The 18,576-nt window shown below is 75.9% G+C and carries 21 protein-coding genes and 1 pseudogene; 6 read left to right on the top strand and 16 right to left on the bottom strand.

Features of this window, described 5'->3' with window-relative positions; all coding sequences use genetic code 11:
• Window positions 1-123: 123 nt before the first annotated feature.
• The 4 genes and pseudogenes from ACFPK1_RS21750 to ACFPK1_RS21735 form a co-directional block, all read right to left on the bottom strand.
• Window positions 124-741 carry a DNA-3-methyladenine glycosylase I gene (locus ACFPK1_RS21750; protein ID WP_378023036.1) on the bottom strand — a complete coding sequence of 206 codons (618 nt, stop codon included), beginning with the start codon at window positions 739-741 and terminating at the stop codon, window positions 124-126.
• Complete coding sequence (locus ACFPK1_RS21745; RefSeq protein WP_378023035.1) at window positions 738-1,196, bottom strand: SRPBCC family protein; 459 nt, start codon at window positions 1,194-1,196, stop codon at window positions 738-740. Before ACFPK1_RS21745 ends, ACFPK1_RS21750 begins: the two co-directional genes overlap by 4 nt.
• A 228-nt stretch (window positions 1,197-1,424) precedes the next feature.
• Window positions 1,425-1,703: pseudogene (locus ACFPK1_RS21740) on the bottom strand (DivIVA domain-containing protein); the annotation flags it as partial.
• A 36-nt stretch (window positions 1,704-1,739) separates the two neighbouring features.
• Complete coding sequence (locus ACFPK1_RS21735; protein ID WP_378023034.1) at window positions 1,740-2,672, bottom strand: glucosyl-3-phosphoglycerate synthase; 933 nt, start codon at window positions 2,670-2,672, stop codon at window positions 1,740-1,742.
• A gap of 52 nt (window positions 2,673-2,724) precedes the next feature.
• On the opposite strand from ACFPK1_RS21735, the gene folP reads away from it, so the two are divergent.
• Together folP and ACFPK1_RS21725 are read left to right on the top strand one after the other, a co-directional pair.
• Entirely contained in the window at window positions 2,725-3,615 is an 891-nt protein-coding gene (gene folP / locus ACFPK1_RS21730; RefSeq protein WP_378023033.1) for a dihydropteroate synthase, read from the top strand.
• Window positions 3,615-4,355 (top strand): dihydrofolate reductase family protein, encoded by a 741-nt coding sequence (locus ACFPK1_RS21725; protein WP_378023032.1) that lies wholly within the window; start codon window positions 3,615-3,617, stop codon window positions 4,353-4,355. The genes folP and ACFPK1_RS21725 overlap by 1 nt, the downstream gene beginning before the upstream one ends.
• On the opposite strand, the gene ACFPK1_RS21720 is transcribed toward ACFPK1_RS21725, so the two are convergent.
• Both ACFPK1_RS21720 and ACFPK1_RS21715 read right to left on the bottom strand, forming a co-directional pair.
• Window positions 4,302-4,883 carry an LOG family protein gene (locus ACFPK1_RS21720; protein ID WP_378023031.1) on the bottom strand — a complete coding sequence of 194 codons (582 nt, stop codon included), beginning with the start codon at window positions 4,881-4,883 and terminating at the stop codon, window positions 4,302-4,304. The two genes, ACFPK1_RS21725 and ACFPK1_RS21720, sit on opposite strands and share 54 nt — an antisense overlap.
• Window positions 4,880-5,659, bottom strand: a complete 780-nt coding sequence (locus ACFPK1_RS21715) for an LOG family protein (RefSeq protein WP_378023030.1) — start codon at window positions 5,657-5,659, stop codon at window positions 4,880-4,882. The genes ACFPK1_RS21720 and ACFPK1_RS21715 overlap by 4 nt, the downstream gene beginning before the upstream one ends.
• 133 nt (window positions 5,660-5,792) lie before the next feature.
• Between ACFPK1_RS21715 and wrbA the strand changes: the two genes are divergently transcribed.
• Window positions 5,793-6,422 carry an NAD(P)H:quinone oxidoreductase gene (gene wrbA, locus ACFPK1_RS21710; RefSeq protein ID WP_378023029.1) on the top strand — a complete coding sequence of 210 codons (630 nt, stop codon included), beginning with the start codon at window positions 5,793-5,795 and terminating at the stop codon, window positions 6,420-6,422.
• 54 nt (window positions 6,423-6,476) lie between these two features.
• Here the strand turns inward: wrbA and dapE are convergent, their stop codons facing one another.
• Window positions 6,477-7,556, bottom strand: a complete 1,080-nt coding sequence (gene dapE / locus ACFPK1_RS21705; protein WP_378023028.1) for a succinyl-diaminopimelate desuccinylase — start codon at window positions 7,554-7,556, stop codon at window positions 6,477-6,479.
• Between the two features lie 49 nt (window positions 7,557-7,605).
• A complete protein-coding gene (locus ACFPK1_RS21700; RefSeq protein ID WP_378023027.1) occupies window positions 7,606-8,244 on the bottom strand; it encodes a DUF1275 family protein in 639 nt (212 codons plus the stop codon).
• Between the two features lie 39 nt (window positions 8,245-8,283).
• On the opposite strand from ACFPK1_RS21700, the gene dapD reads away from it, so the two are divergent.
• The 3 genes from dapD (at window position 8,284) to ACFPK1_RS21685 (ending at window position 11,068) form a co-directional block, all read left to right on the top strand.
• Window positions 8,284-9,270, top strand: coding sequence for a 2,3,4,5-tetrahydropyridine-2,6-dicarboxylate N-succinyltransferase (gene dapD / locus ACFPK1_RS21695; protein ID WP_378023026.1), 987 nt, complete (start codon window positions 8,284-8,286; stop codon window positions 9,268-9,270).
• A 129-nt stretch (window positions 9,271-9,399) separates the two neighbouring features.
• Window positions 9,400-9,882 (top strand): cation:proton antiporter regulatory subunit, encoded by a 483-nt coding sequence (locus tag ACFPK1_RS21690; RefSeq protein WP_378023025.1) that lies wholly within the window; start codon window positions 9,400-9,402, stop codon window positions 9,880-9,882.
• Between the two features lie 7 nt (window positions 9,883-9,889).
• A complete protein-coding gene (locus tag ACFPK1_RS21685) occupies window positions 9,890-11,068 on the top strand; it encodes a cation:proton antiporter (protein WP_378023024.1) in 1,179 nt (392 codons plus the stop codon).
• Here ACFPK1_RS21685 and ACFPK1_RS21680 read toward each other — a convergent pair.
• The 8 genes from ACFPK1_RS21680 to mshB all read right to left on the bottom strand — a co-directional run bounded on the left by ACFPK1_RS21680 (window position 11,037) and on the right by mshB (window position 18,552).
• Window positions 11,037-12,662 carry an AMP-binding protein gene (locus ACFPK1_RS21680; protein WP_378023023.1) on the bottom strand — a complete coding sequence of 542 codons (1,626 nt, stop codon included), beginning with the start codon at window positions 12,660-12,662 and terminating at the stop codon, window positions 11,037-11,039. The two genes, ACFPK1_RS21685 and ACFPK1_RS21680, sit on opposite strands and share 32 nt — an antisense overlap.
• A 57-nt stretch (window positions 12,663-12,719) precedes the next feature.
• Entirely contained in the window at window positions 12,720-13,397 is a 678-nt protein-coding gene (locus tag ACFPK1_RS21675) for a hypothetical protein (protein WP_378023022.1), read from the bottom strand.
• A 105-nt stretch (window positions 13,398-13,502) separates the two neighbouring features.
• The gene (locus ACFPK1_RS21670; RefSeq protein WP_378023021.1) at window positions 13,503-14,687 is read right to left on the bottom strand and encodes an MFS transporter; all 1,185 of its coding nucleotides are present in this window, start codon (window positions 14,685-14,687) and stop codon (window positions 13,503-13,505) included.
• A complete protein-coding gene (dapC, locus tag ACFPK1_RS21665) occupies window positions 14,684-15,799 on the bottom strand; it encodes a succinyldiaminopimelate transaminase (protein ID WP_378023020.1) in 1,116 nt (371 codons plus the stop codon). The genes ACFPK1_RS21670 and dapC overlap by 4 nt, the downstream gene beginning before the upstream one ends.
• 25 nt (window positions 15,800-15,824) lie before the next feature.
• Window positions 15,825-16,145 carry a ferredoxin gene (fdxA, locus tag ACFPK1_RS21660; RefSeq protein ID WP_133827292.1) on the bottom strand — a complete coding sequence of 107 codons (321 nt, stop codon included), beginning with the start codon at window positions 16,143-16,145 and terminating at the stop codon, window positions 15,825-15,827.
• Window positions 16,146-16,328: 183 nt separating this feature from the next.
• Entirely contained in the window at window positions 16,329-17,162 is an 834-nt protein-coding gene (locus ACFPK1_RS21655; protein ID WP_378023019.1) for a hypothetical protein, read from the bottom strand.
• 29 nt (window positions 17,163-17,191) lie between these two features.
• Window positions 17,192-17,695 carry a hypothetical protein gene (locus ACFPK1_RS21650; RefSeq protein WP_378023018.1) on the bottom strand — a complete coding sequence of 168 codons (504 nt, stop codon included), beginning with the start codon at window positions 17,693-17,695 and terminating at the stop codon, window positions 17,192-17,194.
• Window positions 17,692-18,552, bottom strand: coding sequence for an N-acetyl-1-D-myo-inositol-2-amino-2-deoxy-alpha-D-glucopyranoside deacetylase (gene mshB, locus ACFPK1_RS21645; RefSeq protein WP_378023017.1), 861 nt, complete (start codon window positions 18,550-18,552; stop codon window positions 17,692-17,694). The genes ACFPK1_RS21650 and mshB overlap by 4 nt, the downstream gene beginning before the upstream one ends.
• Window positions 18,553-18,576 lie beyond the last annotated feature (24 nt).

The following is an 18,576-nucleotide window of genomic DNA, read 5'->3' as shown; positions in this document are numbered from 1 at the left end:
TTCGTCCCCCGTGTCGCCCGAGAGGGCGACCGGGGAGCGAGCGCCGTGTGACAAGCGACGATTCTTCCCTATGGACCCGGCAGGCACGACACCGGAGCGATCACCCGGGCGTGTCCGCCCCGGTCAGGCGCCCACCCGACCGTCCGAAGGGGTCCCCGCCGGCGTCACGGCGCGGAAGCATCCGGCGACGTGGTCGTCGACCATCCCGGTGGCCTGCATCATCGCGTAGCACGTCGTCGGGCCCACGAAACGGAAGCCGCGCGTGCGCAGCGCCTTGGCCATCGCGGCCGACTCCGGGGTCGTCGCGGGCACGTCCGCGAAGCCGGTGGGCGGGGCCTCGCGCGGGGGCGGCGCGAACGACCAGAGCAGCGTGTCGAGGTCCTCGCCGCGCTCGGCGAGCCCCAGCACGGCGCGGGCGTTGGCGATCGTCGCCTCGATCTTGGCGCGGTTGCGGACGATCCCCGCGTCGGCGAGCAGGCGCGCCACGTCGTCATCGCCGAAGCGGGCGACCGCCTCGGGGTCGAAGCCCGCGAACGCCGCGCGGAACGCGGGGCGCTTGCGCAGGACGATCAGCCACGACAGGCCCGACTGGAACGCCTCGAGGCTGATCCGCTCGTAGAGGGCGTCGCGCCCACGCAGCTCCCGGCCCCACTCGGCATCGTGGTACTCCGCGAGCAGCCCGTCACCGGCGCCCCAGGGGCAGCGGCCGACGCCGTCGGTGCCGACGACCGCCGCGGTCACTGCTGCTCGCAGCGGCGGGCCAGCGTCTCGAGCGAGCGCCGCAGCCCCCACGCGAACGCCGGCTTCACCACGGGCCAGCCCACCGCCCCGAGGGGGCCGAGCGGCAGGTCGAGCTGCTCGCTCCACACGAAGGTGGACGCCTCGCGCCCGTCGTCGGTGCGGCGCTCCAGCACGCTGAACACGCCGCTGCCGCGCACGACGTGCCCGGTGTGGCGCACGGTGGCGCGGTGCGGCGGGTCCCAGCCGACGATCTCCATGGTGTCGGTGACGCCCAGCGGCCCGACGCCCGTCGTCGCCGCCAGCTCGGAGCCGACGCTGACGCCGTCCCCGCGCGTGACCTTCACCGACGTGCCGAGCATCCACTCGCCCTGGGACTCCCAGTCGGTGACCTGCCGCCAGGTGGTCTCGACGGGCGCGTCGACGTCCACCGACAGCGTGATCTCGCGTCGCGCCATGCCTCTCCTCGTGTCAGCGGCGTGGCGTCGCTGACGCTGAGCGTCCGTAACGCCACGCACTCGATCCTGTGGTGTGTCCGGTCAGCGCCGGCGGGCGGGGTCGTGCCCGGAGCTCGTCGCCCCCGCCGGCACGGTGGGGTCGGTGGGCGTCGGGTCCGCGAGCCCGTTGCCGTTGGTCCGCACGACCTCCGCCGGCTCCACCGCCGGGCGCGCGGCCTCCCCGCCGCCCTCCATCGCGTCGACCCGCGCCCGCAGCGCGTCGACCTCGGCGGCCAGGCGCTCGAGCGCCCAGTCGACCTCGCTGCACTTGTAGCCGCGCAGGGTCTGCTGGAACCGCAGGTCGCGCACGTCGCCGCCGGTGAGGTCGCGCGCGGGCAGCCGCGTCGGCGTCGCGCCGGGCGGCATCGGGGCCAGCTCCTCGCCGCGGCCGAAGACGAAGGCCGCCAGCAGGTAGACCGCGGCGGCCACCAGGCCGACCACGATGACGTACACCAGCGCGCTGCCCATGGCACCGATCGTAGGTGCCGCGGGCGACGGTCCCCGTCAGCTCCCGGTGGCCCGCAGTGTCGCGAGCGGCGGGCGGTCGGTCGTGGCGACGGCCTGCTCGTCGGGCAGCCAGTCGCCGTCGACGGGCACGAACTGCGTGAGCGGGTCGGCACCGGGGTGCCCGGGGACGCAGCGGCGCACCACGGCGTCGAGCACCTCGGCCGCGGTGGCCCCGAGCGCCCGCAGGGAGCGGTGGCGGTGCTTGCGGACGCCGAGGTCCACCTGGGCGATCGCGTCGAGGCCGCGCTCGCGGTGGGTGTCGAGCAGCAGCCCGATCTCGACGCCGTAGCCCGCGGCGAACGGCAGCGACTCGAGGAGCTCGCGGGTCGCGGCGTACTCGCCGCCCAGCGGCTGCACGACCCCGGCGAGCTCGGGGCGCAGCGCGGCCAGCGCGGGGCGCGCGGTGAGCTCGGTGACGCGACCGCCCCCGGTGCGGGCGGCGTCGTGGTCCGACATGCGCAGGGGCCGGTGGTAGAAGCCCTTGACCAGCGCGACGCCGTCGACGGTGAGCAGGGGCCCGAGCAGGTCGACGACGAAGTCGGGGCCGAGGTCGACGAGGTCGGAGTCGAGGAACACGACGAGGTCGCCCGACGTGGCGGCGAGCGAGCGCCAGAGCACCTCGCCCTTGCCCGCCCGCACGGGCACGCCGGGCAGCACGGCGTCGCGCGCCACCACCCGCGCCCCGGCGGCCCGGGCCCGCGCGGCGGTGGCGTCGGTGGACCCGGAGTCGACGACGACGATCTCGTCGACGAGGGTCCCGAGCAGCGGGCGCACCGCGGCGACGACGCCCCCGACCGTCGCCTCCTCGTCGAGCGCCGGCAGCACCACCGAGACCGTCCGGCCGGCCTTCGCGACGGTCAGTCCGGCGGCGGTCCAGGGCGGGCGCGCCCAGGTCCGGCGGGCGAACCAGTCCTCGGTCGCGGCTCTCACGCTGCGCTCGTCCCCACCTCTCGGGATCCTGGAGATCGTGTATCAAGACGGCATGGCGAGCGCCGCAGCCGACCCCACGCCCGTGCACATGGTGCTCCGTGGCCGTCACCTGCGCCGTGACCGCGCCCTCATCATGGCGATCGTCAACCGCACCCCGGACTCGTTCTACGACCAGGGCAGCACCTGGGCCCCCGAGGACGCGCGCAAGGCGATCGACGACGCGGTCGCCGCGGGCGCCGACGTCGTCGACCTGGGCGGTGTCCCCGCGAGCCCGGGCCCGGAGGTGTCGGTCGCCGAGGAGCTCGACCGGCTGCTGCCCACGCTGACCTGGACCCGCGAGCAGCACCCCGACCTCGCGATCAGCATCGACACCTACCGCGCCGAGGTCGCGCGGGCCTGCCTCGCCGCGGGCGCCGACCTCGTCAACGACAGCTGGGCGGGCTGGGACCCGGAGATCCTGCCGGTCACGGCCGCGTACGGCGCCGGCTACGTCTGCGCCCACACCGGCGGGCTCACCCCGCGCACCGACCCCGTCCGCCCGGTCTACGACGACGTCGTCGGCGACGTCATCGCGGTCACCACGGCGCTGGCCGAGCGCGCGGTCGCCGCGGGCGTGCCGCGCGAGGGCCTCCTGCTCGACCCGACCATCGACTTCGGCAAGAACACGCTGCAGAGCCTCGAGGTGCTGCGCGGGCTGCCGCGGCTGGTCGCGACCGGCACCCCGGTGCTGCTCGCCATGTCCAACAAGGGCGTGGTCGGCGAGACCCTCGACGTGCCGCTGCACGGCCGCCTGACGGGCACGCTCGCCGCGACCGCGCTCGCCGTGGCGGCGGGGGTGACCATGGTGCGCGCCCACCAGGTCGAGGAGACCCGCCAGACCCTCGAGATGGTCGCGAGCGTGCTCGGCGACCGGCCGCCGTCGCGGGCGGAGCGCTGGATGTGATGCACCGGGTCTGGCCGCTCCCGGCGACCGAGCTCGACGACGCCGCCCTCGAGGAGCTCTACACCTACCCCGCCGACCGCGGCTCCTGGCTCGCGGTCAACTTCGTCAGCTCGCTCGACGGCGGCATCGAGGTCGAGGGGCGCTCGGCGGGGCTCTCGACGCCCGCCGACCGGCGGGTCTTCGCGCTGGCCCACGACCTCGCCGACGTGGTGCTGCTCGGCGCGGGCACCGCCGTCGCCGAGGACTACCCGGGGCTGCGCCCGGACGCCACCACGGCCGCCCGCCGCGCACGCCACGGGCTGTCGCCGGTGGCCCCGCTGGCGCTGGTCACGTCCGGTTCGCTCGCACCCGACGCCACGAGCATCGTCGACGTCGCGGTCCCGTCGATCGTGGTGACGAGCGCAGCCGGCGCGGCGAAGCGGTCGGCCTGGGAGGACGCGGGCGCCGAGGTGATCGTGGCCGGCGACGCGGACGTCGACCTGGCCGACGCGATCAGCCGGCTCGCCGGGCGCGGGCTGCGGCGCATCGACTGCGAGGGCGGGCCGGGGATCGTCGGCACCCTGCTGGCGGGCGACCTCGTCGACGAGATCCGCGTCAGCTACGCGCCGCTGGCCGTCGCCGGGCAGGCGGCGCGGATGGCGCGCACCCCCGAGGCGCTGCGCCCGCCGGCCGCGTTCGACCTCGGCTCACTGCTGGTCGACGACGGCACGCTGCTGGTGCGCTGGCTGCGGCGTCGCTAGGGCGTCGAGCGCCTCGGCGACGGTCGTCGTGCGCACCACGCCCGCCATGCCCCGCGCGGAGACGAACCCCGTGCCGACCAGGCTGTCGAGCCAGCTGAACAGCGGGTCGTAGAACCCGTCGGGGTCGAGCACGACGACGGGCTTGTCGTGCATCTTCAGATAGCCCGACGTCCACGCCTCGAACAGCTCCTCGAGCGTGCCGAGCCCGCCGGGCAGGGCGAGCACCGCGTCGCTGCGCGCGTCCATCTCGCCCTTGCGGGTGCGCATGTCGGCGACGACGACGAGCTCGTCGGACTGCTCGTCGGCCACCTCGTGGGCCACCAGCGCCTCGGGGATCACGCCGACCGTGCGCGCCCCGCCCTCGCGTGCGGCGCGGGCGACGGCGCCCATCATCGACACCCGCCCGCCGCCGGAGACCAGGCTCCAGCCGCGCGCCGCGATCGCCGCGCCGACCTCCCCCGCCAGGGCGATCGCGGGCTCCGGGACGGGCCCGGACGCGCAGAACACGCAGACCGCGAGCGGCCTCATGAACCGACGACCTCGCGGAACCCCTCCTCGACGATCTTCACGACCTCGTCGATGTCGTCGGTGAGGTGGATGAGGTCGACGTCGCGCTCACTGATCGTCCCGGCCTCGACGGCCGGGCCCTTCAGCCACTCCAGCAGGCCGCCCCAGTAGGCGGTGCCGAGCAGGACCACCGGGAAGCGGGTGACCTTGCCCGTCTGCACCAGCACGAGCGCCTCGAACAGCTCGTCGAGGGTGCCGAAGCCCCCGGGCAGGCAGACGAAGGCCTGCGCGTACTTGACGAACATCGTCTTGCGGGCGAAGAAGTAGCGGAACCCGACGCCGAGGTCGACCCACGGGTTGAGGCCCTGCTCGAACGGCAGCTCGATGCCCAGGCCCACCGAGAGCCCGCCGGCCTCGGACGCGCCGCGGTTGGCGGCCTCCATCACGCCGGGGCCGCCGCCGGTGATGACGGCGTAGCCGGCGCGGACCAGCGCGCCGCCCAGCTCGACGCCGAGCGCGTAGTCGGGGTGGTCGCGGGGCGTGCGCGCCGACCCGAACACCGTGACCGCCCGCGGGATCTCGGCGAGGACGCTGAAGCCCTCGACGAACTCGGCCTGGATGCGCTGGAGGCGCCAGGCATCGGAGTGCACCCAGTCGACCGGGCCGCGCGAGTCGAGCAGCCGCTGGTCGGTGGTCGAGCTGAGCCGGGCCGGGTCGCGGTGCTCCGGGCGACGGCGGTCGATGGTGGTCGGGCGGGGCGCCGTCGCGTCCTGGCCCGCCGGGTCGTCGTGGAGCATGCCGCCGAGCCTAGGAGCCCCACACGAACGGGGCCGGGCCACGGGGTTCACAACGGACCTCACGGTTTCGGACGGTCCCCCGCGTGGCACGCCATGGTTGAAAGCCGAACTTCTTCTCGAGGAGGCACCCACCGTGGCGGTCACGCCCAAGGTCTCGATCATCTACTACAGCTCGACCGGCACGATCCACGCGCTCGCGCAGGAGTACGCGAAGGGCCTGGAGAGCGCGGGCGCCGAGGTGCGCCTGCGCAAGGTCCACGAGCTGGCGCCGCCGGAGGCCATCGCGTCGAACGAGGCGTGGGCGCAGCACGCCGAGGCCACCGCGGACGTCCCGGAGGCCACGGCCGACGACGTCCTCTGGGCCGACGCCGTCGTGTTCGGGTCGCCGACGCGCTACGGCAACATCGCCGCGCAGCTCAAGCAGTTCATCGACACGCTCGGCCCGCAGTGGGCGCAGGGCCAGCTCGCCGACAAGGTCTACTCGGGGTTCACCTCGACCTCGACCGCCCACGGCGGCCAGGAGTCGACGCTGCTCGCGCTCTACAACACGATCCACCACTTCGGCGGCGTGATCGTCACCCCGGGCTACACCGACCCGATCCAGTTCACGGTCGGCAACCCCTACGGCCCGTCGCACGTCGACGGCCAGGGCTCGATCCCGATCTCCGAGGACACGCGCCACGCCACGCAGTACGCCGGCCAGCGCATCGCGACGGTGACGCGCCAGCTCGTCGCGGGCCGCAGCGAGGTCGCCGCGATCTGAGGCTCGTCGGCTGTTCCGAGCGGCACCTTCGCTCGGAACAGCGGCCGGACGACCTCAGGCATGCGTGAGGTAGATGCGCAGGACGTCGCAGGCCTCGACGATCGCGCCGACGGGCACCGACTCCTCGCGGGTGTGGGCGAGGTTCGGGTCCCCCGGGCCGAAGTTCAGCGCCGGGATCCCGAGCGCGGCGAAGCGGGCGACGTCGGTCCAGCCGTACTTGGCGACGGGCGTCGTGCCGGTCGCCGCGACGAAGCCGGCGGCCGCCGGCGCGCCCAGCCCGGGCAGCGCGCCCGGGGCCGCGTCGGTCTCGGTGAGCGCGAAGCCCGCGAGGACGTCGGCGACGTGCGCGCGGGCGTCGTCGAGGGAGCGGTCGGGCGCGAAGCGGAAGTTGACGGTCACCTCGCACACGTCGGGCACGACGTTGCCCGCCACGCCGCCGGCGATCTTCACTGCCTGCAGGCCCTCGCGGTAGCGGCAGCCGTCGATGTCGACCTCGCGCGCCTCGTACGCGGCCAGGCGCGCGAGCACCGGCGCCGCGGCGTGGATCGCGTTCTCGCCCAGCCACGAGCGCGCCGAGTGCGCGCGGCGCCCCTCGGTGCGCGCCACCACGCGCAGCGTGCCCTGGCAGCCCGCCTCGACCTGCCCGGACGTCGGCTCGCCGAGCAGGGCGAGGTCGGCCTCGAGCCAGTCGCGGTGCTCGCGCTCGAGGCGGCCCAGCCCGTTGCGCGCCGACTCGATCTCCTCGCAGTCGTAGAGCACGAGCGTGACGTCGTGCGCCGGCTCGGTGAGCGCGGCGGCGAGGTGGGTCATCACCGCCACCCCGGACTTCATGTCGCTCGTGCCGCAGCCGTAGAGCGTGGCGCCGTCGCGGCGCGAGGGGACGTTGTCGGCGATCGGCACCGTGTCGAGGTGCCCCGCGAGCAGCACCCGGCGCGGGCGGCCCAGGCGCGTGCGGGCGAGAACCGCCTGCCCCGAGCGGAGCAGCTCCAGGTGCGGCGCCTGGCTGGCCAGCGCGGCCTGCACGGCGTCGGCGAGCGCCTCCTCGTTCCCGGACACGCTCGGCACGTCGACCAGTGCCGCGGTCAGCGACACGGGGTCGGCCAGCAGGTCGAGGGTGACGGGAGGAGCGCTCACGCCGCCCGAGGCTAACCGGGTGGTCGGTCTGCTGGAGCCGGGGCTCGTCTCATCGAGCGGTGGGACGACGTCCGAGCACGACGAGCGCACCCGCCACGAGCACCACGGCGAGCACCGGCACCGCCCACGCGAGCACCCCGAGCACCACCGCCGCCACCGCCGCGCCCGCCACCACCGCGGCCAGCTGCTTGAGCGCCACCACCCGTCCGCGCGCCCCGCCGGCCACCAGCACGACCACCGCGCCGGTGAGCGTGCCCGTCAGGTAGGTCGTCGACTCCCCCAGCCGCAGCGCGGTGCTGCTCTGCCCGCCCATCGCGGCGGCGGCCACGGCCAGCAGGACGAGCGTCGGCACGCCGGGGACCGCCCACGCCACCGCCAGCGCCCCCAGCACGACGAGCTCGGCGACCAGCGGCGCCCCGACCGCGTCCGGGCGCCGCCGCCAGGCCAGCGCCCACAGCGCCACCCCCGCCGCGAACCCGAGCACCGCCACCAGCGGGGGCCAGAGCGCGCCCGCATCCGCCCGCCCGGCGGCGCCACCGACGGTGACGAGATTGCCGGTCACCACCCCGGCGAACGGCCCGCCCAGGCTCGTCACGGCCCACAGGTCGACGACGCCGGACGCGGCGGCGAGCAGCGTCGAGGCGGTCCCGGCCCGGATCGCCGCGCGCCCGGCGACGAGCTCGGTCACGTGACCTCCCGGGGTGTCGGGCGGATAGCCTGGCGGACGATGAGCACTCCCGCTGCCCCGCGTTCCTCCCGCGCCGTCGGCGTCGGCCTCGCCACCGTGGCCCTCGACGGCACCGTCCTCGACACCTGGTATCCGCTGCCCGAGCTCTCGGACGCGGCGGACTCGATGGCCGAGGAGCCGGGCACCGTCGTCGTGCCCGCCGGCGAGCTCGAACCGTCGCTGGTCGAGGCGCTGGGCACCGACGAGGCCCGCGGTGTCGAGGTGGTCGCGGTGCGCACCGTCGCCGACCTCACCGGCCCGCCCGCCTCGGCGTACGACGTCTACCTGCGCCTGCACCTGATCTCGCACCGCCTCGTGCCGCCCCACGGCGTCGACCTGACCGGCATCTTCGGCCACCTCGCCAACGTCGTGTGGACCAACCACGGCCCCTGCCCGGTGCCGGAGTTCGAGCGCGCCCGCGCCCGCCTGCGCGCTCGCGGCCCGGTCACCGTGTACTCGGTCGACAAGTTCCCGCGGATGGTCGACTACGTGATCCCGACCGGCGTGCGGATCGGCGACGCCGACCGGGTGCGCCTCGGCGCCCACCTGGCCAGCGGCACCACGGTGATGCACGAAGGCTTCGTCAACTTCAACGCCGGGACCCTCGGCGCCTCGATGGTCGAGGGCCGCATCTCGGGCGGGGTGGTGGTCGGCGACGGCTCCGACGTCGGCGGCGGCGCGTCGATCATGGGGACGCTCTCGGGCGGCGGCAAGGAGGTCATCTCGATCGGCGAGCGCTGCCTGCTCGGCGCCAACGCCGGCATCGGGATCTCGCTCGGCGACGACTGCGTCGTGGAGGCCGGCCTCTACGTCACCGCCGGCACCCGCGTGACCCTCGACGACGGCAGCGTGGTCAAGGCCGCCGAGCTCTCCGGGCGCTCGGGGATCCTGCTGCGCCGCGACTCGGTCACCGGTGCCGTGCACGCCCTGCCCCGCACCGAGGGCGCGAAGGTGGAGCTGAACGCCGCGCTGCACGCCAATGACTGACTGACATCCGCCGAAGCACCGCGCGCCGGTGCTCCTCCGTCGCACCGTCCCGCGATGCCGGCGGGGGCGACTGATCTCGGCTGATCCCCGCGCGGGCGGGGTCGTCCGCGTGCGGTTAGCGTGAAGAGCGTGGACGTCGAGATCACTCGTCTGCCCGGCATCGGCACGAAGCAGGAGTTCGACACCGCCGCGGGTCGGCGGATCGGGGTGCTGACCCACCGCGACGGCCACCGCGAGCTGCTCGTGTCCGCGCGGGAGGACCCGGACGCGTGCAGCGCGTCGGTGGCGCTCTCCGACGCGGAGGGCCAGGCGCTGGGCACGCTGCTGGGCGCGCCGAACCTGGTCGCGCAGCTGCAGGACCAGCAGCGCGAGGTCGAGGGCATCAGCACCGCGCAGTTCCCGGTCGGCGCGGGGTCGCCGTACGACGGGCGCACGCTGGGCGACACCGCGATGCGCACGCGCACCAGCACGTCGATCGTCGCCGTCGTCCGCGACCACGTCGTCTCGCCCTCGCCGGGCCCGGAGTTCGTGTTCCGGGCCGGCGACCTGGTCGTCGTCGTCGGCACCGGCGAGGGGCTCGGGCAGGCCGCGACGATCCTCGAGGACGGCTGACCGGGCAGTGCACACGACCGCCCTCTCGCTGATCGAGCTGGGCGCGCTGTTCTTCGGGCTCGGCGTGCTCGGCAGGCTCGCGGGGCGCCTGGGCATCTCGCCGGTCCCGCTCTACCTGCTCGGCGGGCTCGCCTTCGGCTCGGGCGGCCTGCTGCCGCTCGAGGGCATCGAGCCGTTCACGGGCCTCGCCAGCGAGGTCGGGGTGGTGCTGCTGCTCCTGCTGCTCGGGCTGGAGTACTCGGCGTCCGACCTGGTCGACGGCCTGCGCCGGTCGTGGCTGGCCGGGGTCGTCGACATGGTCCTCAACGCCGCGCCCGGTGCGATCACCGCGCTGATCCTGGGCTGGGGCCCGCTGGGCGCGCTCGCGATGGCCGGCGTGACGTGGGTGTCGTCGTCGGGGATCGTCGCGAAGCTGCTCGAGGAGCTGGGCCGGCTCGGCAACCGCGAGACACCGGCGGTGCTCTCGGTCCTCGTCATGGAGGACCTCGCGATGGCCCTCTACCTGCCGATCACGACCGCGGCGCTCGCCGCGCTCGGGCTGGTCGCGGGCCTGCGCACGGTGGCGATCGCGCTGGCGCTGCTCGTCGTCGTGCTCGTCGTGGCGCTGCGGTTCGGGCGGGTGGTGTCGGCGGTCGTGGAGTCGCCGAGCTCCGAGGTCTTCCTGCTGCGCGTGTTCGGCATCGCGCTGCTCGTCGCCGGGATCGCCTCGCAGCTGCAGGTCTCGGCGGGCGTCGGCGCGTTCCTGCTCGGCATCGCGATCTCCGAGGACACCGCGGAGAGCGCGACGCGCGTGCTCGCGCCGCTGCGCGACCTGTTCGCCGCGGTGTTCTTCGTCGTGTTCGGGCTCAACACCGACCCCGCCCAGATCCCCGCGGTGCTGCCGGCCGCGATCGTGCTCGCCGTGGTCTCGACCGCGACGAAGGTCGCCGCCGGCTGGTTCGCCGCGCGCCAGATCGGCGTGGGGCGCCTGGGGCGGTGGCGCGCGGGGGCGGTGCTGGTCGCGCGCGGCGAGTTCTCGATCGTCATCGCGGGGCTCGCGCTGACCACGGGGTCGGTCGACCCCGGGCTGGCCCCGCTGGCCACGACCTACGTGCTGCTCATGGCCATCCTGGGGCCGGTCGCCGCGCGCGTCGTCGAACCGGTGCACGCGGCCGTCACCCGCCGGCTGCGTCCGTCCCCGTCGTGAGCCGCTCCCGCAGCACGTTCTTGCGGATCTTCCCCGACGCCGTGACGGGCATGACGTCGACGAGGTGCCAGCTCGCCGGCGTCTTGAACGCGGCCAGGTGGGCGCGGCAGAACGCGTGCAGCTCCGCCGGCGTCGGCGCGGTCTCGCCCGCGGGCCGCACGAACGCGGCGACGGTCTCGCCCCAGTGCGGGTCGGGACAGCCCACGACCGCGACCTCGGCGACGCCCGGGTGGCCCTGCAGGAGCTCCTCGATCTCGCGGGGGTAGATGTTCTCGCCACCACGGATGATCATGTCCTTGATCCGGCCCTCGACCCGCAGGCGGCCCGCCGCGTCCATGGAGGCGAGGTCGCCGGTGTGGTACCAGCCGGCGGCGTCGAGCACGTCGGCGGTGGCCTCGGGCCGGGCGTAGTAGCCCTCCATGACCAGGTAGCCCCGCGCGCAGAGCTCGCCGACGGTGCCGACGGGCACCGGCTCGTCGGTCACCGGGTCGGCGATCTTGACCTCGGTGTGGGGCAGCGGCGACCCGAGGGTGCCGACGCGGACGTCGTCGGGGTCGTCGGGTGCCGTGGCGGTGATGATCGGCGAGGTCTCGGTGGTGCCGAAGACGATCGACATCCGGCCGCCGGTGCGCCGCTCGACCTCGCGGGCGACCTCCTCGGGGACCGGCGAGCCCCCGGAGAACACGCAGCGCAGCGTCGAGGTGTCGCGCGTCGCGAGGTCGGGGTGGGCGAGCACCGCGATGAGCATCGTCGGGACCCCGCCGGAGATCGTGGCGCGCTCGGACTCGATCAGCGCGAGCTGGAGCGCCGGGTCGAACACGGTGAGGTACACCAGGGTCGCGCCGGCCGTCAGCGTGCCCAGCACGCCCAGCCCGCAGCCCGCGGTGTGGAACAGCGGCATCGTCCACACGCACACGTCGTCGGGCCCGGCGCCCATGCGCCGCAGGGTCAGCCGGGCGTTCTCGAGCATCCCGTGGTGGCGCAGGAGCACGCCCTTGGGGAAGCCCGTCGTGCCCGACGTGTACTGGATCTGGACCCGGTCGTCGGGGCGGACCGACGGCAGCGCCAGCTCCGGGTCGCCGCCCGCGACGAACGCGTCGAACCCGGCGAGGTCGACGACCTCGCGCAGGTCGGGCAGGTCCTCGCGGATCCCGGCGACGATGTCGGCCATCGGGTTGCCGCGGTGGCTCTCGACGTGGAACAGGCCCGCGCTGCGCGACTGGCGCAGGACGTGGCGGAGCTCGGCGGCCTGGTAGGCGGGGTTGGCGGTGACGAGCACCAGGCCCGCCAGCGCCGCCCCGTACTCGAGCTCGATCCACTCGAGCGAGTTGCCCGACCACACGGCCACGTGCTCGCCCGGGCGGAAGCGGCCCAGCAGCGCGCGGGCCACCGCCTCCGCGCGGCCGAGCAGCTCCGCGTAGGTCAGCGTCCGGTGGGGGGCGTCGCCCGGCGCGCCCTCGACCACGGCGCGCCGGTCGGGGTCGGCGGCGGCCGCCGCGCGCAGGGCGTCCCCGATCGTCTGCTCGGACAGCGGCACCGAGGTGTCCCCGCGGCGGTACGACTCCCGGGCTGCTTTCACACCGATCGTGGCCATGAGGGTCCCTCCGCTCGTCCGTCCCGGCCACCACGGTGCTCGCCGCCGTGAGCTGTGTCACCCGCCGTGCTGCGGGAGCCTCCGATCGGCCCACACGGCGGCGGCCGCGGCGAACCCGACGGCGGTGAGCACCCACGCCAGGCCGTCGACCGCGTGGTTCGGCACGACCACGGCGACGACGACGTGCAGCGGCTGGGACACGATCAGCGCGACCGCCGCCCACGGCGGGATCACCCGCCACAGCGCGATCCCGAGCAGGACGGTGCCCAGGACGTGGCCGAGCACGAACAGGGTCGTGGCGACGGTGCTCACCGGGTCCGCGACGGCCGCGGCGACGAGCGCGGCGGTGCTGCCCTCCGGGAGCCCGGCGGCGGCGCCGGCGCGGGCGATCAGGTCCGGGGTGACGAGGAAGGCGAGGTTCGCGAAGCCGACCCAGGCGGTCACCGCGGCGACGGCGCCGAGCACCGGGCGGGCGCGCAGCGCCACCGCGCCCACCACCAGCACCCCCAGCGGCAGCGTGAGCAGGGCGAGCAGGCTCAGCCAGAGCACCGCGGACTGGGCGCCGGGGCTCGCGGCGACCCGGGCGACGAGGGTCCCGGGGTCGTCAGTCGTGTCGTAGGGCAGCAGCCAGCGCAGCCCGGCGATCGCGAGCGGGCCGAGCGGGGTGACGATGAGGGCGGCGCGCCGGACGAGCCGGGTGGTGCCGGCGCCGGGGGCGGCGAGTGTCGTGGTCATGGTGAGCACGGTCGGGCGCGCGCCGTCCCGCGGGACAGGGTCGTGCTCCCGGTCGGGCCGGGCGCCGGCCCCGGCCGGGCCGGGACGCCGGGTCAGGCGCCCGGGTCAGGCGTCCGGGTCGTAGGTCACCCGGCGCGGGCCCAGCCGCGCGACCGCGATGCCCTGCACGAGCGCCGCGGCGAGGATCACGACGAGCGCCGCGCGGAAGCCCGCGAGGTCGATGAGCACGCCCATCACCGGCGGGGCGAGCGCGGCGAGGAGGTAGGCCGACCCGAGGGTCAGCGCCGACACCGACGCCGCCGTCGCCCCGTCCGGGGTCCGCCAGGCCACGATCGAGAGCCCCAGGGGGAACCCGGCGCCCACGGCGACCGACGCCAGGACGATCCACGGCCACGGGCCCACCACGGGCAGCTCGGGCGTGACGAGGGTCCCGGCGACGCCGACGGTCGCGCAGGCCACGCAGAACGCCGCCCAGGGCGCCCAGGCGCGCCGTCGCTCCGCGGCCAGGGGGATGAGCAGCGCGGCGGGGATCTGCACGACGTTCCACACCGAGAGCGCCAGCGCGGCCCGGGCCGTCGAGAAGCCCTGCGCCTCGTAGAAGGGCGCGAGCCAGGTGAGCCACCCGTAGAACTGCACCGACGACATCATCTGGAACAGCACGGCGAGCCGGGCGAACCGGTTGCGCCACGGCAGGCGCACGGGTGCCGCGCCCGGCAGGTCGTGCAGCCGGCGCGTGGCGGGCCACCACACGACCAGGGCGAGGACGGCGGGCAGCGTCCACGTCGCCAGCGCCCACCACCACCCGCCGAGCGCGTCCTGCAGCGGCAGCGCCGTGAGCGACGCGATCGTCGCCCCGCCCATCATCGCGACCGTGTAGAGCCCGGTGGCCGTGCCCGCCCGGTCGGGCAGGTGGTCGCGGATGACGCCGGTGATGGCCACGCCGACGACGCCGATGCCCAGCCCGATGGCGAGGCTCCCGACGACGAGCGGCACGGCGGCGGGCAGCCCGTGGGTGAGGGAGCCGAGCGCGATCGCCGCGACGCCGAGCGCCGCGGCCCGCTCCCGGCCCGTGCGGCGGGCGAGCACGGGCGCGGCGAACGAGCCCGCGCCCATCATGAGGATGGTGGCGGCCTGGACGAGGCCGGCGAACGCCGCCGACAGGCCCAGGTCGGCGCGGATCGTCTCGAGCAGCGGCGGGTAGGCCGACAGGGCGGCGCGGAGGTTCAGCGCGAGCGCCAGGACGGCGAGCAGCACGACGACCGGGCGCACCCGGGCGCCGGTGGCGGTCACTCCGCCAGGCGTCGCGCGGCGGCGGCGATCCGCTCGTCGGAGGCGGTGAGGGCGACGCGGACGTGGGAGGCGCCGGCGGGGCCGTAGAACTCACCGGGGGCGACGAGGATGCCCCGGGCGGCGAGGCGGTCGACCGTCGCGCGGCAGGGCTCGTCGGCGGTGGCCCAGAGGTAGAGGCCGGCCTCGGAGTGCTCGACGCGCAGGCCGGCGGCCTCGAGCGCGGGGCGCAGGACGCCGCGGCGCGCGTCGTAGCGCGCACGGGTGTCGGCGACGTGGGCGTCGTCGCGCAACGCCGCGGTCATGGCCTCCTGCACGGGGCGCGGGACGATCATCCCGGCGTGCTTGCGGACCTGGAGCAGGCCGGCGACCAGGGCCGGGTCGCCGACGACGAGCCCGGCGCGGTAGCCCGCGAGGTTCGAGGTCTTCGACAGCGAGTGCACCGCGAGCAGGCCCTCGACGCTGCCGCCGTGCACGACGGGGTCGAGCACCGAGGTCGCGCGCACCCCCGGCCCGGGCAGGGCGAGGTAGCACTCGTCGGCGGCGACGACCGCGCCGAGCTCGCGAGCCTGCGCGACCCGCGCGGTGAGCGCGGCCGTGTCCAGGACCCGGCCGGTGGGGTTGGACGGCGAGTTCAGCCACACCAGGCGGGTGCCGGCGGGCAGGGGCTGGTGGTCCCCGACCCGCGCGGGGCGCGCGCCCGCGAGCTGCGCGCCGACCTCGTAGGTCGGGTAGGCGAGGTCGGGGAAGGCGACGACGTCGTCCGCACCCAGCCCCAGCAGCGTCGGCAGCCACGCCACCAGCTCCTTGGAGCCGACGGTGGGCAGCACCGCGTCCGGGTCCAGGCCCTCGTCGGGCGACCGCCCGGCCCCGTGACGGCGCGCCAGGGCCTCCACGGCGGCCTCCCGCAGCGCGGGGGTGCCCCACGTCTGCGGGTAGCCCGGGGAGTCCCACGCGGCGCGCAGCGCCTCGCCGACCGCGTCGGGGACCGGGTCCACGGGCGTGCCCACGGACAGGTCCACGACGCCGTCGTGGTGGCCGCGCGCGACCGCGGCGGCCCCCGCGAGGCTGTCCCACGGGAAGTCCGGGAGCGCGGGGAAACGGACCGCGCCCACCGGACCCACGGTGGTCAAGGGGACGTCACTCCCCCTGCGGCGGCAGGTCGGGCACCGGGCCGGCGTCGCGCTCGACCTTGCCGACCTTGGACGCACCTCCCGGCGACCCCAGCTCGTCGAAGAAGTCGACGTTGGCCTGGGTGTAGACGGACCACTGGTCCGGCACGTCGTCCTCGTAGTAGATGGCCTCGACCGGGCAGACCGGCTCGCACGCCCCGCAGTCGACGCACTCGTCGGGGTGGATGTACATCATCCGACCCCCTTCGTAGATGCAGTCGACAGGGCATTCCTCGATGCACGCCTTGTCGAGCACGTCGACACACGGTTCGGCGATCACGTACGTCACGTCTGCTCCTGCTCCTCACTCATGTCGTCCGGCACGGACCCGGACCCTCGCGCGGTGGTGTCACGCGGCCGCGGGGCATGCCTGCGGCGAGTATTCCGGTCGCCGCCCCGTCATGCCCGTGCGGGGGCGTCCCGATTTGCTCCGCACGTGAGTGATCTGGGTCGCCCCGGCGACCCGCATCACTCACGAGGCGGAGCGGCCCTGCTCGCGGGCCACCCAGCGGGCCGCCGAGCGGGCGGCGCGCTTGAGGCCCGAGCGCTCGCTGCGGTAGCTCGCGAGCGCCCCGACCACCGGCAGGTTGGCTCCCGCGCGCCAGAACCGGTTGCCCTGCGGGCGCCGGTCCAGCTCGCCCTGCAGGCCCCACAGCGTCTTGCCCATGCGCCACAGCGCCCGGCCCAGCGCGGCGAGGCGCCCGCGCTCCTCCTTCTCGGCGCCCACAGTGCCGGCCAGCTCGTCGGCCTCGCGCTCGACGTCGGCGCCGTGCGGGTCGCCGTGGCGGCGGGGGTCGACGTCGCGGCCGAAGAGCACCGAGGCCAGCAGGCGGACCTGGTCGTCGCGGCGGTCCATCCCGTGCTCGCTCGCGATCGCGCAGACGACGAGGCCCTGCGCGGCGAGCCCGAGGATGTCCGACACCGGCAGCCGGCGCGCCAGCGCCCCGCCGATGCCGGGGACCGCGGCGACCGCGGACGTGAAGCGCCCGACGCGCGACACCCACCACTGGTCGCGCTCCTCGGGGCTCATCGCCTGCCAGCGCGGGGTGCCGGGGAGCTTCGAGGTGGCGAGCCGGTCGAGCGCGCGGGCGCGGCCGGCGCGGGCGACGTGCCCGACCCGTCCGAGCCGGCCGGTCGGCGCCGGGGCGGTCTCGCCGCCGTCCTCGTGCAGCTCGATGGCGCGGCGGCGGGCGAGGCGCCCGAGACGGAACGGGTCGGCGTCACGCAGACCGCGCAGCACCGGGCCGGTGGCGGCCACGAACGGGCGCAGGACGCGGACGACGTGCTCGTCGGGGATGGCGGGCATGGCCGCTCGGTTCCCGACCGGCGCGTTCCTCAACCGTCGGACCCGGCGTGGCGGGCCTGTACCCGCCGTCGCGCCGAGGTCCACGACAGCGCGAGCGCGCCCGGGAGCACACCCGCGGCGAGCAGGAGGATCGCGCGCCAGTCGGGCGGGAGCACCCCGGCGCCCGCGGGGCTCCACAGCCCGGCGCCCACGACGGTCAGCGTCCACGCCGCCAGCGGGGCCAGCGGGGCGCGGCTCGCGGGCCACGCGGCGTCGGCGGCGAGCACGAGCACCGGGGTGGTGACCAGCGCGACCACGGCCGCGAGGGGCAGCGGGAACCCGTCGGCGGCGGTGCGCAGGGTCAGCCACGCCATCTCGGTCCACGCGAGCAGCACCGCGTCGACGGCGAGCAGCGCGACCACGACGGCGGGGAGCACGCTGCGCCTGGGTGCGGTGGCGATGGTGGCGTCGGCGTCGGCGTCGGTGTCGGTGTCGGTGTCGGTGTCGGTGGAGGTGGTGGTGCCCTCGCTCCCCGCGGCGGCGCCCTCACTCACGACGGCGGGAACAGGTCGTCCGCGGCGCTCGCCGGGCCGCGCAGGTGCACGAAGCACTCGACGGGCAGGACCGGCTGGGCGAGGTCGTTGGACAGCACGTACGCCGGCGGCTCGCTGCCGTCGTCGTACACGGTGATCTGCGTGGCGTGGGCCCGCAGCGCCGCCAGCTTCGCGACACGGGCCGCGCCGAGCGGGACCCGGGTGGTGATCGACGCGTCGGGCACCGTCGGCAGGTCCTCGACCGGCGGCACCGGTACCGGCAGCCACGACCGGCGGCGCAGGACCGCGAGGCCGGCCTCGACCTCGTCGCGGGGCGCGGCCGTGGCGGCGACGGTGATCGTCGCGGCGTCGGGGTCGACGATCTCGACCGCGGCCATGGTGATGTCGTGGGCGCGCACGTGGTCGGGGTGGCCGTAGCCGCCGTGGGCGTCGTAGGTCACCACCACGCGGGGCGCCACCTCCCGCAGCACGTCCACGAGGGCCTTGACCTGCGCCTCGAACCCGTCGGGCGCGGCGAGGGCGCCGGGGTCGATCGAGGCCGGGGCGGCGGCGAGGATGCCCTCGCCGACCCGGACCATCCCCGAGTCGCGCCAGGTCCCGGTGCCGGCGAGCCAGCGCTGGTCGGTGACGCCCAGGGCCGCGCAGGCCCGTGCCAGCTCGCCCTCCCGGTACTCGCCGAGCGCCTCGCCGCTCAGGTGCTGCAGGCCGGGCGGGATGACCTCGCCCTCCTCGCCGCGGTTGCACGTCACGAGCGTCACGGGGACGCCGGCCGCGGCGGCCAGCGCCATCACGCCGCCGCAGGTGATCGTCTCGTCGTCCGGGTGGGCGTGGACGAGCAGCAGCGCACCGGGGCTCACCCGGGGCACGGTAGGCCGTCCGGC

The sequence above is a fragment of the Actinomycetospora rhizophila genome (assembly GCF_042657905.1).
Lineage (GTDB): Bacteria > Actinomycetota > Actinomycetes > Mycobacteriales > Pseudonocardiaceae > Actinomycetospora > Actinomycetospora rhizophila.
This window is presented reverse-complemented; position numbering and strand designations above follow the sequence as displayed.